The sequence below is a fragment of the Streptomyces tateyamensis genome (assembly GCF_003205575.1).
In the GTDB taxonomy this organism is placed as follows: Bacteria; Actinomycetota; Actinomycetes; order Streptomycetales; family Streptomycetaceae; genus Kitasatospora; species Kitasatospora tateyamensis.
The window spans coordinates 1-12,644 of sequence record NZ_PYBW01000025.1; the positions used below are offsets into that span (position 1 = coordinate 1).

General features: G+C 73.0%; 11 protein-coding genes, 2 tRNA genes and 1 pseudogene. 7 read left to right on the plus strand and 7 right to left on the minus strand.

The window, feature by feature from the left end; genetic code table 11:
* From C7C46_RS07570 to C7C46_RS07585, 4 genes are all read right to left on the minus strand, one after another.
* Positions 1-544 (minus strand): alkaline phosphatase family protein (locus C7C46_RS07570; RefSeq protein ID WP_281278527.1); only part of this gene is annotated, 544 nt, incomplete at its 3' end.
* A gap of 199 nt (positions 545-743) precedes the next feature.
* Entirely contained in the window at positions 744-1,385 is a 642-nt protein-coding gene (locus tag C7C46_RS07575) for a pentapeptide repeat-containing protein (RefSeq protein ID WP_110667079.1), read from the minus strand.
* Positions 1,386-1,412: 27 nt separating this feature from the next.
* The gene (locus C7C46_RS07580; RefSeq protein WP_245984276.1) at positions 1,413-2,609 is read right to left on the minus strand and encodes a low temperature requirement protein A; all 1,197 of its coding nucleotides are present in this window, start codon (positions 2,607-2,609) and stop codon (positions 1,413-1,415) included.
* A gap of 410 nt (positions 2,610-3,019) precedes the next feature.
* Entirely contained in the window at positions 3,020-4,726 is a 1,707-nt protein-coding gene (locus tag C7C46_RS07585; RefSeq protein WP_110667080.1) for an ABC transporter family substrate-binding protein, read from the minus strand.
* A 342-nt stretch (positions 4,727-5,068) separates the two neighbouring features.
* On the opposite strand from C7C46_RS07585, the gene C7C46_RS07590 reads away from it, so the two are divergent.
* Genes C7C46_RS07590 through C7C46_RS07600 form a run of 3 tightly spaced genes read left to right on the plus strand, consistent with a single transcriptional unit; the run spans position 5,069 to position 9,065 of the window.
* The gene (locus tag C7C46_RS07590; protein ID WP_110667082.1) at positions 5,069-6,052 is read left to right on the plus strand and encodes an ABC transporter permease; all 984 of its coding nucleotides are present in this window, start codon (positions 5,069-5,071) and stop codon (positions 6,050-6,052) included.
* The gene (locus C7C46_RS07595) at positions 6,052-7,014 is read left to right on the plus strand and encodes an ABC transporter permease (protein ID WP_110667084.1); all 963 of its coding nucleotides are present in this window, start codon (positions 6,052-6,054) and stop codon (positions 7,012-7,014) included. Before C7C46_RS07590 ends, C7C46_RS07595 begins: the two co-directional genes overlap by 1 nt.
* Entirely contained in the window at positions 7,011-9,065 is a 2,055-nt protein-coding gene (locus C7C46_RS07600) for a dipeptide ABC transporter ATP-binding protein (RefSeq protein WP_110667085.1), read from the plus strand. Before C7C46_RS07595 ends, C7C46_RS07600 begins: the two co-directional genes overlap by 4 nt.
* Here the strand turns inward: C7C46_RS07600 and C7C46_RS07605 are convergent.
* Positions 9,050-9,619 (minus strand): sirohydrochlorin chelatase family protein, encoded by a 570-nt coding sequence (locus C7C46_RS07605; RefSeq protein WP_110667087.1) that lies wholly within the window; start codon positions 9,617-9,619, stop codon positions 9,050-9,052. The two genes, C7C46_RS07600 and C7C46_RS07605, sit on opposite strands and share 16 nt — an antisense overlap.
* 409 nt (positions 9,620-10,028) lie before the next feature.
* Here C7C46_RS07605 and C7C46_RS07610 point away from each other — a divergent pair.
* Positions 10,029-10,102, plus strand: a tRNA-Lys gene (locus C7C46_RS07610).
* A gap of 74 nt (positions 10,103-10,176) precedes the next feature.
* Here C7C46_RS07610 and C7C46_RS36295 read toward each other — a convergent pair.
* Positions 10,177-10,257 (minus strand): annotated as a pseudogene (locus tag C7C46_RS36295) (glyoxalase/bleomycin resistance/extradiol dioxygenase family protein); the annotation flags it as partial.
* A 162-nt stretch (positions 10,258-10,419) separates the two neighbouring features.
* Here C7C46_RS36295 and C7C46_RS07620 point away from each other — a divergent pair.
* Positions 10,420-10,496 (plus strand) — tRNA-Lys (locus tag C7C46_RS07620).
* A gap of 81 nt (positions 10,497-10,577) precedes the next feature.
* Positions 10,578-11,162 carry a TetR/AcrR family transcriptional regulator gene (locus C7C46_RS07625; protein WP_110667089.1) on the plus strand — a complete coding sequence of 195 codons (585 nt, stop codon included), beginning with the start codon at positions 10,578-10,580 and terminating at the stop codon, positions 11,160-11,162.
* Between the two features lie 43 nt (positions 11,163-11,205).
* Here the strand turns inward: C7C46_RS07625 and C7C46_RS37820 are convergent, their stop codons facing one another.
* Positions 11,206-11,283, minus strand: coding sequence for a hypothetical protein (locus C7C46_RS37820; RefSeq protein ID WP_464336931.1), 78 nt, complete (start codon positions 11,281-11,283; stop codon positions 11,206-11,208).
* Between the two features lie 137 nt (positions 11,284-11,420).
* Between C7C46_RS37820 and C7C46_RS07630 the strand changes: the two genes are divergently transcribed.
* Positions 11,421-12,641, plus strand: coding sequence for a sensor histidine kinase (locus tag C7C46_RS07630; protein ID WP_245984277.1), 1,221 nt, complete (start codon positions 11,421-11,423; stop codon positions 12,639-12,641).
* Positions 12,642-12,644 lie beyond the last annotated feature (3 nt).

Sequence of the window (12,644 nt, forward strand, 5' to 3'; positions counted from 1 at the left end):
TGGGGCCGGTCGCCGACAGGACCGAGCAGTGGTAGGCGTCGCAGATGGTCCAGTTGTCGGCCAGCGCGTAGTGGAACGGGATGTCCTTGCGCTGCAGGTAGCCCAGGGTGCGGTTGGTCCGCTTGGCGGCCACCCAGGCGTCCATCCTGCCGCCGTTCCAGGCCGCGTGCTGGTCGGACCAGGCGTGGGACAGGTCGCCGTTGCACTGCGAGACCAGCTCGCTGCTGCCCGCACTGAACGCCCACGGATACTGCCGGCCGCCCCCGTTGGGCTGGTTGAAGACCGAGTACCCGCCCGCCAGCTGGATCGTGGCACGGTCCGCGAAACCCCGCACGCCCTGCAGAGTCCCGAAGTAGTGGTCGAAACTGCGGTTCTCCTGCATCAGGATCACCACATGCTTCACATCCGCGATCGTGCCGGTGGTCCCGGCGGGCGTGGCGGCGGCCGCCCGGGCGGAGGCGCCGCCCACCGTGCCGGCGACGGCGGCACCGGCCGCCGTCGCGGCCGAGGCCGCCATGAACGTCCTACGGCTCAGATCGGTCATCGGGAATCGCCAACCCTTCGGTCACGCCAGCTGGATCAGGTTGTGTGTACAACTGGACCGCGCGCCATCCTGGACCACCGGACGTCGCCCTGCCGAGACCTCGGACCCAAGCTTGTCGGACTGTTCTCCCCGCCGTCAGCGAGCGGACGCCGGGTGAACTGCGGGCCGACCCCGGTTGGACCGGGGGCCCGGTGCCGCACTAGCTGTCCTTGACCGTGACGCCGAGGGCCTGGGCGAACTGCGGGGCCAGCTCCAGCAGCTGGTGGGTGGAGATCACCGCCCCGCGCAACCCCTCGTGCCCGTCCGGCAGTTCCAGCCGGGTGGCGCCGCGCAGGTCCACCTTGGCGAGCCGGGCCTGGCCGAACCGGACCTGCTCCAGCGAGCTGCCGGGGAAGGAGACCCCGGTCAGCTTGGCCGCCCCGAAGTCGACGTCGCGCAGCTGGCAGTCCTCGAAGACCACCTCGCGCAGCACCGCCGAGCGCAGGTTGACCGCCTCCAGCTTGCACTGACGCAGCGTCAGCCGACGCAACTGGGCGCCGTAGGCGGCGATCCCGGCCAGCAGCGAGCCGGCCACCGTGCCGTCCTGCCACTCGCTCTCGGCCAGGTCGGTGGCCACCAGCCGGCACCCCTCCAGCCAGACCTCGACGAACCTGGCCTGGCGCAGCTTGCCCTCGCTGACCGTCACCCCGGTGAAGGCGCACTCCAGAAAGCTCGCCCCGCCCGCCTGGGCGCCCTGCAGGGTGAGCGCGTCGAAGTGCGCGGTGTCGTACCGCTCGTCCCGGCGCAGCGGCCCGGGGTGCGGCTGCAGCAGGTGGGCGTAGGGCAGGTCCTCGAGCGGCACGGCTGGCTCCTCCGGGGGCGGTGGCAGTCAGTCGATGGTCCCAGTCGGCTGCCCCGACCGGGCGTGCAGCCCCACCCCCGCCGCCACCGCGGCAGCCGCCACCAGCCCGGCGGCCAGGACCCCCGGCTCGCCGAGCAGCGTGCAGAGCAGCACCAGGGCGGCCGCCGCCGGCAGCACCGCCTGGGCGACACCCTGCTTGCCGTGCCGCGAGTGCAGCAGCCAGACGGTGAACAGGTACAGCGCCCCCGGCACGGTGACCGCGGCCGTGGCGGCCACGGCCGAGATGTGCGCCTTGCCGACCGCGTGCTCCACCGCCACCTCCAGCCCCGCGCCGATCGCCGCGGCGGAGCCGAAGACCACGTAGTGCCCGTAACCCCAGGCGAACGCCTGCCGGTTGGATTTCAGGTGCTGGTGGATCGGGGCGGCGAAGTAGATCCACCAGGCGGCGAAGCAGAGCAGCAGCCCGCCGACCGCGATCGGCACCAGCTTGCCGAGCGCCTCGTGCCCGTCCACCGCGCTCTGCACCGCCACGGTGGCGGCCGAGACCGTCTCGCCCAGCACGATCAGGGTGAACAGCCCGTACCGCTCGGCGATGTGGTGCGGGTGCCAGGGGCTCTGCACCCGCCGCTCGGCCACCGCCGGCACGGCCAGCTCGGCCACCACCCCGAGCGGGAACACCCAGAGCACGGCCGAGTGCGGCAGCAGCAGCACCAGCACCCAGCCGGCCTGCACCAGCACGATCCCGGCCGCGTAGCCGCGGGCCATCCGCCGGGCCGCTCCCTGCGACCCCTGCGCGGCCCGCAGCCACTGGACGACCTGGGCCAGCCGCATCACCACGTAGCCCAGCACGCTCAGGGTGAAGTCCTGGTCGGTGAAGAGCCGCGGGATGCCGGCCGCCAGGATCAGCGCCCCGGTGATCTGCACCAGCGTGGTGACCCGGTACGGCACGTCGTCGCAGTCGTAGGCGGAGGCGAACCAGGTGAAGTTCATCCAGGCCCACCAGATGGCGAAGAACGCCAGCACGAAGCCGGCCAGCGCGACCCGCAGGTGCCCCTCGGCCAGCGCCACCGCCAGCTGCCGCCCGGCCTGGGCGACCGCGACCACGAAGCACAGGTCGAAGAAGAGCTCCAGCGGCGTGGCGGTGCGGTGCGCCTCGTCACGCCGGCGCGGCACCATCCGGCGCACCACGACGTCTCGGGTCTGGGCGGTGGGACTGCTGGTCATCGGTGCGCTCGCTCCCGGGTCGGCCGTCGGCGGGCGCGGACCGCCCCCGAGCCGATGGTGGCAGCCGGGACTGGTCCGCGCACGCACCGTGACGGCACGGCACGGCCGAGCCCACCCCGTGGCCGACGTCCGGCTCCCGCCCGCGTCAAAGCGAGTTGACGCGGACTTGCGCGAACCGGGTGACACCGCGCCCGGGAGTCCGCGAACAGCGGGTGTCGCGAAGTGCGAACGCCCCGATTGCCCCGATACATTCCTTCCCAAGTGGCACGGCGAGAAGGGCGTCCTGCGGGCATCGCGGAAGGTCAAGGCCGGTGCGGCGGCAGTTCGGGGAGGGACTCCTCCCCGCCCGCCCTCCGGCCTCGTGATCACCGCGCTGCCCGACAGCGCGCCCGTTCACCGCCGGTCCGTGGTCACTTCTCCCAGCCGACCTTGGTGTAGTCGATGTCGGCCAGGCCGGCGGCGCCGAAGTTGGCCAGCCCCTTGCGAAAGGCGGTCACCTGCGGGCGCTGGTAGAGCTCGACGGTGTGGCCCAGCTCCCAGATCTTCGCGTCGGCCTGGTTGTAGAGCTTCGCCGCCTGGGCCGGGTCCAGCGTCGCGGCGGCCTGCTTGAGCAGGCTGTCGATCTCCGGGGTGCTGAGCTTGGAGAAGTTCTGGAACACGTTGTCGCCCACCGGCGCCTGGTAGAACGGCAGGATCGCCGAGGGCGGGAACGAGCCGGTGTTGCGCCAGGTGGCCAGGTCGAACTTGCCTACGTTCAGGTACTTCTCGTCGAAGTCGTTGGCCGGCACCTTGTCCACGTCCAGCTTCACGCCGACCTGCTGGAGCATGTTCTGGGTCGCGGTGGCCAGGTCCACGGTGGTCTGCGGAGAGCCGTCGGAGATCACGAAGTGCAGCTCCAGCGACTGGCCGTCCTTGGTGCGCGGGCCGGAGCCGTTCTCCTGCCAGCCGGCCCCGGTGAGCAACTGCTTGGCGGCGGCCGGGTCGTACTTGCCCCACTCACCGGAGTTGTCCTGGTAGCCGGCCTGGTTGGTCATCAGGATGTGGTTGCCGAGCAGCGGGAACTGGACCGGCACCCCCTGGTTGACCACCTTGATCAGCGAGGCACGGTCCAGCGCCTTGCCGAGGGCCTGGCGCACCTTCTGGTCGGCCAGCGCGCCGTTGGACCCGAAGGAGATGTGCACCTCGTCCCACGGACTGGCCGAGCGGATCACCGCGTTCGGGCTGGCCTTCAGCTGGCTGTAGGAGTCGGCCCGGCCGGCGCCGGCGTAGTCGACCTCGTTGTTGAGGAAGGCCTGGGTGATCGCGGAGGTGGCCAGCACCCGGTAGGTGAACCGGTCCAGCTTGGGCTTGTTGCCCCACCACCTGGGGTCCGGCACCACCGTGACGGTCTGCGCCGACTTGTCCATGGACCCGATCTTGAACGCCCCGCCGGTGATCGGGACCTGCTCCACCCAGCCCTTGTTGAACTGCTCCGGGGTGCCGATCCCGGCAGCCGGCAGCAGCGGGTAGAACAGGCTCTGCCAGTCGGCGAAGGGCGTGGCGAAGGTGACCTTGACCTCGGAGGCGTCGGCCCCCTGGGAGACGTCGCCGATCTGGCTGTAGCCGGTGGTGGTGGCGGTGTTGTAGTCCGGGTTCCGACCGTTCGCGGCCTGCCAGACCGCCTTGAAGTCCAGGTAGCTCAGCGGCTTGCCGTCCGACCAGACGGCCTTCGGGTTGAGCTTGTAGAGCACCACCTGGGGGGAGGTGGAGACCACCTTGGCGGACTGCAGGAACTCCGGGACCGGCTGGTATGTGCCGGTGGCGTCGATCCGGAAGAGCAGCGGCTCGATCATCTTCATGATCTCCACCGCGTCGCCGTAGGTGCCGTCGACCTGGAGCGGGTTCCACTGGGTGACCCACTGCTGCAACGGCTCGCGCAGCTCGCCGCCGTCCTTGACCTTGTCCAGCGGCTGCGGGTTGATGTCCTGGGCGTCGAGTCTGGGCTGGGCGCTCTTCGCGGCGTCCGGGCCGCTGCCCGAACTCCCGCTCGAACCACAGCCGGTCAGGGCCAGGGCGAGCGCGGTGGCGGCCGCCAGCAGGGCGGCCGGGCGGCGGTGCACGGGTGCGGTGGCATCCATGAGGGGCTCCTCCGGTTCGAAGGCGGGTGTGGCGGGACTTGAAGGTGGGCAGACAAGTCTCCGAGTCGGTGAGCAGAACGTAACAGCGCATCAGTTCGCCCACCAGACTGCGGTGTTCACTTCTGTTCGGATCGTCACCTCGGGAAATCCCGCGGCAACACTGCGGCTGCAATCGGCCGCAAGACTGTGACCAGGCACTTCGTCGAACCGTGGAGCCGCGTGCTGCACGACTCTTGACCGGCCGTTCGGTCGGTGGTCAGAATTCCGCTGCGCGAAGCTGCACCAACCACCCCTGCTACGAAGGCATTTGGTCATGATCCCGGCTCCGCACGGCAGGCGCTGATGCTGCGCTACCTGGCGAAACGCCTCGCCTACTACCTGGTCCTGCTGGTGGCCGCGGTCTTCCTGGCCTACGCGCTGGCCAGCGCCGCACTCGACCCGCGCGCCTACTTCGAGGAGAAGCACCCGCGCCCCTCGACTGCGGCGGTGGACCGGCAGTTGACCGCGCTGGGCATCAACGACCGCACCCCGGTGGTGATCCGCTTCGGCCACTGGGCCGAGGGCGCGGTGCTCCACGGCGACCTCGGCCGCACCATCCACGACACCTCGGTCAACGCCGACTTCGGCCGCCGGATCTGGGTCTCGCTGCGGCTGCTGGTGGTGGGCAGCCTGCTGGGCATGCTGCTCGGCGTGCTGGCCGGCGCCTGGAGCGCGGTGCGCCAGTACCGGATCTCCGACCGGGCGCTGACCATCAGCTCGTTCGTGCTGCTCTCCACCCCGGTCTTCCTGCTCGCGCTCTTCCTGAAGAACGGCGCGATCGCGGCCAACCAGGCCTCGGGCCACCAGCTGATCAACTTCACCGGCTACGAGACCCCGGGCCTGACCGGCGGACTCGGCACCCACCTGGCCGACTGGGGCGTGCACCTGCTGCTGCCAACCCTGTCGCTCTCGCTCACCGGGCTGGCCACCTACAGCCGCTACCAGCGCGGCACCATGCTGGACGTGCTCGGCTCCGACTACCTGCGCACCGCCGAGGCGAAGGGACTCACCCGCCGCCGGGCCCTGCTCAAGCACGGGCTGCGCACCGCGGTGATCCCGATGTCGACCCTGTTCGCCTACAACTTCCTGGGCATCTTCACCGGCGCGGTCTTCACCGAGACCATCTTCGGCTGGCACGGCATGGGTGAGTGGTTCATCAACGCGATCCGGGAGAACGACACCAACTCCGTGGTCGCGGTCAACCTGTTCACCGCGGTCACCGTGCTGGCCTCCGGCTTCCTGGCCGACACCCTGCACGCCGCCCTCGACCCCCGGGTGCGTGGCTGATGAGCGTCGACTCCCCCGCCCGGGCCGGCCGCGGCCGTCTGGTACTGACCCGGCTGCTGGCCGCGCCCGGCGTGCTGATCGGCGGCGGCACGGTGCTGCTGCTCTTCCTGCTGGCCTTCGTCGGCCCGTACCTGACGCACTGGAGCTACACCGACATCGACTACGCGTCGCTGCGCCAACCCCCGTCCGCGGACCACTGGTTCGGCACCGGCGGGCTGGGCCAGGACGTCTACGCGCAGACCCTGCGCGGGCTGCAGAAGTCGCTGATCATCGGCCTGCTGGTGGCGCTGCTGTCCACCGTGCTGGCCGGACTGGTGGGCGCCTGCGCCGGATACTTCGGCGGCTGGACCGACCGGCTGCTGATCTTCTTCGTGGACCTGATGCTGGTCTTCCCCGGCTTCCTGGTCATCACCATCGTCTCGCCACGGCTGCGCAGCGCCGGCTGGCTGGCCTTCGTGGTGCTGCTGGCCGCCTTCAACTGGATGATCACCGCCCGGGTGGTCCGCTCGATGACCATCTCGCTCAAGGAGCGCGAGTTCGTCCGGGCCGCCCAGTTCATGGGGGTGCGCCCGCTGCGGGTGATCTGGCGGCACGTGCTGCCCAACTGCGCCTCCTACCTGATCGTGGACGCCACCATCGCGGTCGGCTCGGCCGTGATGAGCGAGACCGCGCTCTCCTACTTCGGCTTCGGGGTGAAGGCCCCGGACGTCTCGCTCGGCACCCTGATCGCCGACGGGACCGACACCGCCCCGACCTACCCGTGGACCTTCTACTTCGCGGCCGGGCTGCTGGTCCTGTTCGTGCTGGCGGTCAACCTGATCGGCGACGGGCTGCGCGACGCGCTGGACCCGACCGCCGATGCCGCCCGCCGCCCCTCCCGCCGGGTCCGGGACGCCGCCCGCCCGCTGCCCGGCCGGCGCACCGACTCCCCCGTACCGACCGTCGACGAGGCCACCGCGTGACCACCCCCGCTCCGCTGCTGACCGTCCACGACCTGCGGGTGGAGTTCGCCGCCGCCCGCGGCCGCGCCACCACCACCGCGGTGCGCGGGGTGGACCTGACCCTGAACCGCGGCGAGACGCTCGGCATCGTCGGCGAGTCCGGCTCGGGCAAGTCGGTCACCGCGCTCGCGGTGCTCGGCCTGCTGCCCGGCACCGCCACCGTGCACGGCTCGGTCGCGCTCGACGGGCAGGAGCTGGTCGGCCGCCCCGCCCGCGAGCTCGCCGCGATCCGCGGCCGGCGGATCGCCATGGTCTTCCAGGACCCGCTGTCCGCCTTCACCCCGGTCTTCCGGATCGGCGACCAGATCGCCGAGGCGGTCCGGGTGCACCAGCGGGTGGACCGGGCCGCCGCCCGCCGCCGCGCCGCCGAACTGCTCGACCTGGTCGGCATCCCCGACCCGGTCCGGGCGCTGGACAGCTTCCCGCACGAGTTCAGCGGCGGAATGCGCCAGCGCGCGATGATCGCCATGGCGGTGGCCAACGACCCCGACGTGCTGCTCGCCGACGAGCCGACCACCGCGCTGGACGTCACCATCCAGGCCCAGGTGCTGGAGGTGCTGCGCACCGCGCAGCGGGAGACCGGCGCGGCCCTGGTGCTGGTCAGCCACGACCTCGGGGTGGTCGCACAGATGGCCGACCGGGTCGCGGTGATGTACGCGGGCCGGGTGGTGGAGAGCGCGCCGGTGGACGAGTTGTTCGCCGCGCCCCACCACCCCTACACGCTGGGCCTGATCGGCGCGGTGCCCCGGCTGGACCGGACCGGCGGCCCGCTGGTCCCGATCCCCGGACAGCCGCCCGCGCTGCACGCGCTCGCGCCGGGCTGCCCGTTCGCCGCGCGCTGCCCGCTGGCGGTGCCCGAGTGCCGGGCCGCCGAACCCGTGCTGACCGGGCCCGGCGAGCACCTCGCCGCCTGCCTGCGCTCGGGCGAGCTGGCCGCCGAGCGGCCGGCCCCCGCCGAGGTCTACCCGGTGCCCGCCCTGCCGCCGACCCGGTCCCCGGCGCCGGCGGCCCGCGAGACGCTGCCCCGGGTGCTCTCGGTCGACGGGCTGCGCCGGACCTTCCCTGTCCACAAGGGCACCGTCTTCAAGCGCAAGGTGGGCGAGGTGTACGCGGTGGACGGGGTGCGCCTCGACATCCGGCGCGGCGAGACCCTGGGCCTGGTCGGCGAGTCGGGCTCGGGCAAGTCCACCGCGCTCTTCGAGGTGCTGGGCCTGCGCCCGCCCGAGGCCGGGCGGATCGAGCTCCTCGGCCAGGACACCGCGGCCCTCTCCGCCGAGGCGGCGCACCGCCTGCGGGCCCGGGTGCAGATCGTCTTCCAGGACCCGATGGCCAGCCTGGACCCACGGCTGCCGGTCGGCGACATCATCGCCGAACCGCTGCAGGCCCAGGGCGCCGACCGGGGCCGGATCGCGGCCCGGATCCCCCAACTGCTCACCCAGGTCGGCCTGGAGCCGGACCATGCCGCCCGGTACCCGCACGAGTTCTCCGGCGGCCAGCGGCAGCGGATCTCGATCGCCCGCGCGCTGGCGGTGGAGCCGGAGCTGCTGGTGCTGGACGAACCGGTCTCCGCCCTGGACGTGTCGATCCAGGCCGGCGTCCTCAACCTGCTGCAGCAGCTGAAGGCCGAGCTGGGGCTGGCCTACCTCTTCGTCTCGCACGACCTCTCGGTGATCCGGCACCTGGCCGACCGGGTCAGCGTGATGTACCTGGGCCGCACCGTGGAGGACGGGCCGGTGGAGCAGGTGTTCGCCGCGCCCCGGCACCCGTACACCCGGGCGCTGCTCTCCGCGGTGCCGCTGCCCGACCCGGTGGCCGAACGGAACCGGGTGCGGATCCTGCTGCCGGGTGACCCGCCGTCACCGACCAGCCGGGCGCTGGGCTGCCCGTTCCGGCCGCGCTGCCCGGTCTACGCCGCGCTGCCCGCGGAGCAGCGCCCGCGCTGCGAGCGCGAGGCACCCGGGCCGGCGGCGGACGACGTGCACGCGGTGGCCTGCCACTACCCCGCGGCGTAGCGCCGCAGCACCGCGCGGGCCAGTAGCGGGTGGTCGGCCAGCGGGGCGGTCACCGCCCAGGCGCCGGGCGCCTGCACCGGCTCGGTCAGCTGGTGGTTGAGCACCGCGACCCGCTGGTGCCCGGCCGCGCGCAGCACGGCCACCTCCTCGGCCACCGCCTCCGGCGCGGCGGTGCGCAGCGGGCGCCCGAGCCCAACCGGGAACTGCGGCGGGGTGGCCGAGGCGGTGGCCAGCACCAGCGCGTCGGCCCGCCGGCCGGCCGCGGCCTCGGCGAGGCACAGCTGCTGGTAGAGGGCCAGCCCGAGCAGCCGCGGTGCGGCCAGCGCGTCCAGCTCCAGCGGGACCACCCGGGCCGCGGACCCCTGGGCCGGCAGCGGCAGCCGGCGGACCCTCACCCGACTGTGCGCCCCGAGCAGCAGGCCGAGCCGGTACCGCAGGCCGTCCAGCGCCCCGGGCGCAAGCCCGGCCGGGACCACCAGCACCAGCGCCGGGCGGACTCGCCCGGCCAGCGGCAGCTCCTCCCGCGCACCCGGTGCCGCGAACTGCTCGGACATCGCTCTCCCTTCCGTCCCGCTCCAGGCTAGGAGCGCGGCACCGGCCCGCCGGCGGGTCGGAGGTCACCGCCGACCGGGCCCTTGGCGGCCCGGGGCGGGCCACCCGGCCTGGACATGTCACGATGCGTTGCCGGTGGTGACCGCAGGCCGACTGGCGCAGGTCCGGCGAAGGAGGCCGAACCGCCGGCCGGAGGCTGTCGGATGTCCCGTCAACTCCCGCTGCACCGGGTACGAAGGGACCGCCCCGGCGAAGACGGACCAGCCCCCTTCGCCGGAGCCGCCGCGGTGCGGCCGACCGCCTTCGAGGTCTTCCTGGCCCGGTTGCCCCCGGAGTGCCCGAGCATGCGCGGCAGCCCGGCCGCGATTCGGTGTTTGCCCCCGTGTCGTGTACTGTTTCCCAGGTCAGCAGGCGCCGCTAGCTCAGTTGGTTAGAGCAGCTGACTCTTAATCAGCGGGTCCGGGGTTCGAGTCCCTGGCGGCGCACCGACAACCGAAGGCCCCTCGCGAGAGCGAGGGGCCTTCGGCGTTTCCGGCCCCCGCGGCCGGCGCTGACCCGGGTAGGACTGGAGCTCGATCAGGGTGCCCTGTGGATCGCGCAGGTGCGCGGTCCACAGGCCCGGGCCCCACTCGGGGCGGTCCGCGGCCCGGCCGGCGAGGGGTTCAGGACGAGTTGCTCGCACGGGTCTCCCCTACCGACCGCGCCTGAGCTGCCCGCCCTGCTGCTGCGGGTGCACCACGGTTGAGGGGGCCCGATTTCGGGTAGGGGGCTCCAATCGGGTAATGTTCTCCTCGTTGAACAGGCGCCGCTAGCTCAGTTGGTTAGAGCAGCTGACTCTTAATCAGCGGGTCCGGGGTTCGAGTCCCTGGCGGCGCACCAACAGCAGAGGGCCTCTCGCGAGAGCGAGGGGCCCTCCTGCGTTACCGGTCCTCTGTACCGATTAGTACGTACAATCAAGGTATGACCACTCAGGACCGCCTGATCGAGAGCACCCGGACCCTGCTCTGGGAGCGCGGCTACGTCGGCACCAGCCCCAAGGCGATCCAGCAGCTCGCCGGGGTGGGCCAGGGCAGCATGTACCACCACTTCACCGGCAAGCCCGACCTCGCGCTGGCCGCGATCACCCGCACCGCCGAGGAGCGCCGGGCCCAGGCCGAGGCCCAGCTCGGCGGCCCGGGCACGGCGGTGGAGCGGATCACCGCCTACCTGCGCCGCGAGCGCGAGGTGCTCAGGGGCTGCCCGGTCGGCCGCCTCACCCAGGATCCCGACGTGATGGCGGACCCGGCCCTGCGGCGCCCGGTGGAGCAGATGTTCGCCTGGCTGCGCGAGCGACTGGCCGGCATCCTCGCCGAGGGCCTGACCGCCGGCGAACTGCGCCCGGTGCTGGACCCGGCCGCCACCGCCGCCACCGTGGTCGCCACCCTCCAGGGCGGCTACGTCCTGGCCCGCGCCGCCGCCGCGACGGGACCCTTCGACCAGGCGATCGACGGCCTGCTCGGCCTGCTCACGGCCGCCGCCACGTCCGCACCCGGCTCCGCCGCCTGACATGAGGCCGGGGCACCCGGTGGGGTGCCCCGGCCTGGGGGGTTCAGCACTGCGGACGGCGTCCGTGGTTCGCGCCGCGCCTGGCGCGGGCCTTCTTCTTCCGACGGCGCTTCGACGACATGGACTTCTCCTCTCGCGGGTCCACCCCCCGGCCCTCCCCACCGTTCCACAGCTGCGCCGGGGCGGCGCGCCGGGCGTGGTCGGCGGGTGGTGAGGTACGGTCGCGCGAAACGGGGGCCAGGCGGAACGGAGCAGGACGTGGGACAGGTCGGAGCGCGGGCGGTGCGGCAGTTGCGCCGACTGGCGGGCTGGGTGTGGCGGCCCGAGCGGCGCTGGCACGCGGTCGCCGTCGACGTGCTGCTGGTGATCCCCGCCACCCTGGACGCGCTGCTGAACTTCCCGCCGCCGCGCGACTGGCACTTCTGGGTCTCGCTCGGCGCGGCCGCCGTCCTGCTGCTGCGCCGCCGCTTCCCGCGGACCGTGCTGCTGCTCACCCTGCCGGGCCTCTACGCGGGCAGCGCGATGATCGCCTCGATGGTGGCCGCCTACACCGTCTCCCGCACCAGCCGGCCGAACTGGCAGAAGGCGACGGCGGCGCTGGCGGTGGTGATCGGCAGCTTCATACCGTGGCCGGTCACCGACTTCGCCAAGGAGAGCGCCAGCGACATCACCCAGCACCTGATCTACGCGGCGGTGCTCGGCAGCGGCCCGGTGGTGCTCGGCCTGCTGGCCCAGACCCGGCTCGACCTGTCGGCCCGGATCGCCGAGCTCGCGGTGCTGCGCGACCACGAGCGGGCGTTGTACGCCAAGACCGTGCTGGCCGAGGAGCGGGCCCGGATCGCCCGCGAGATGCACGACGTGGTCTCGCACCAGGCCGGGCTGATCGCGGTGCAGGCCGGCGCGCTCCAGGTGACCACCCGGGATCCGCAGACCCGGGAGACCGCGGCCACCCTGCGCGGGTTGGCGGTGGCCACCCTGGAGGAGCTGCGTTCGATGATCCTGGTGCTGCGGGCGGCCGGCGCCGGGCCCACCGAGCTGGTGCCGCAGCCCCGGCTGGCCGACCTGGCCCGACTGGTGGCCGCGGCCGAGGTGCACGCCACGCTGCGGATCGAGGGGCTGGCCGAGCGGGCGCTGCCCGAACCGGTGGAGCGGGCCGCCTACCGCACCGTGCAGGAGGCGCTGACCAACGTGCGCAAGCACGCGCCGGGCGCGCCGACCGAGGTCGCGGTCCGGATCGAGCCGGACTGCCTGCGGGTCTCGGTGCGCAACGAGGCGCCGGACGGCGGTGAGTCGGCCCCCGGTCTGCCGGGCGGGCAGCACGGGCTGATCGGCTTGCGGGAGCGGGCCACCCTGCTCGGCGGGACGATCAACGCCCAGGCGGTGGCGGACGGCGGCTTCCTGGTCCAGCTCTGGCTGCCGCTGGCCGACCCCGCCGCCGACCGACTGCCGGGCGCCACGGCCGGCGGGGTGCTCGGCTGACCC

Bases quoted from the DNA above. Each gene is read 5' to 3' on its own strand.
- C7C46_RS07580 (WP_245984276.1), bottom strand. From the start codon at position 2,609: ATGACCAGCAGTCCCACCGCCCAGACCCGAGACGTCGTGGTGCGCCGG.
- C7C46_RS07585 (WP_110667080.1), bottom strand. From the start codon at position 4,726: ATGGATGCCACCGCACCCGTGCACCGCCGCCCGGCCGCCCTGCTGGCG.
- C7C46_RS07590 (WP_110667082.1), top strand. From the start codon at position 5,069: ATGCTGCGCTACCTGGCGAAACGCCTCGCCTACTACCTGGTCCTGCTG.
- C7C46_RS07595 (WP_110667084.1), top strand. From the start codon at position 6,052: ATGAGCGTCGACTCCCCCGCCCGGGCCGGCCGCGGCCGTCTGGTACTG.
- C7C46_RS07605 (WP_110667087.1), bottom strand. From the start codon at position 9,619: ATGTCCGAGCAGTTCGCGGCACCGGGTGCGCGGGAGGAGCTGCCGCTG.
- C7C46_RS07625 (WP_110667089.1), top strand. From the start codon at position 10,578: ATGACCACTCAGGACCGCCTGATCGAGAGCACCCGGACCCTGCTCTGG.
- C7C46_RS37820 (WP_464336931.1), bottom strand. From the start codon at position 11,283: ATGTCGTCGAAGCGCCGTCGGAAGAAGAAGGCCCGCGCCAGGCGCGGC.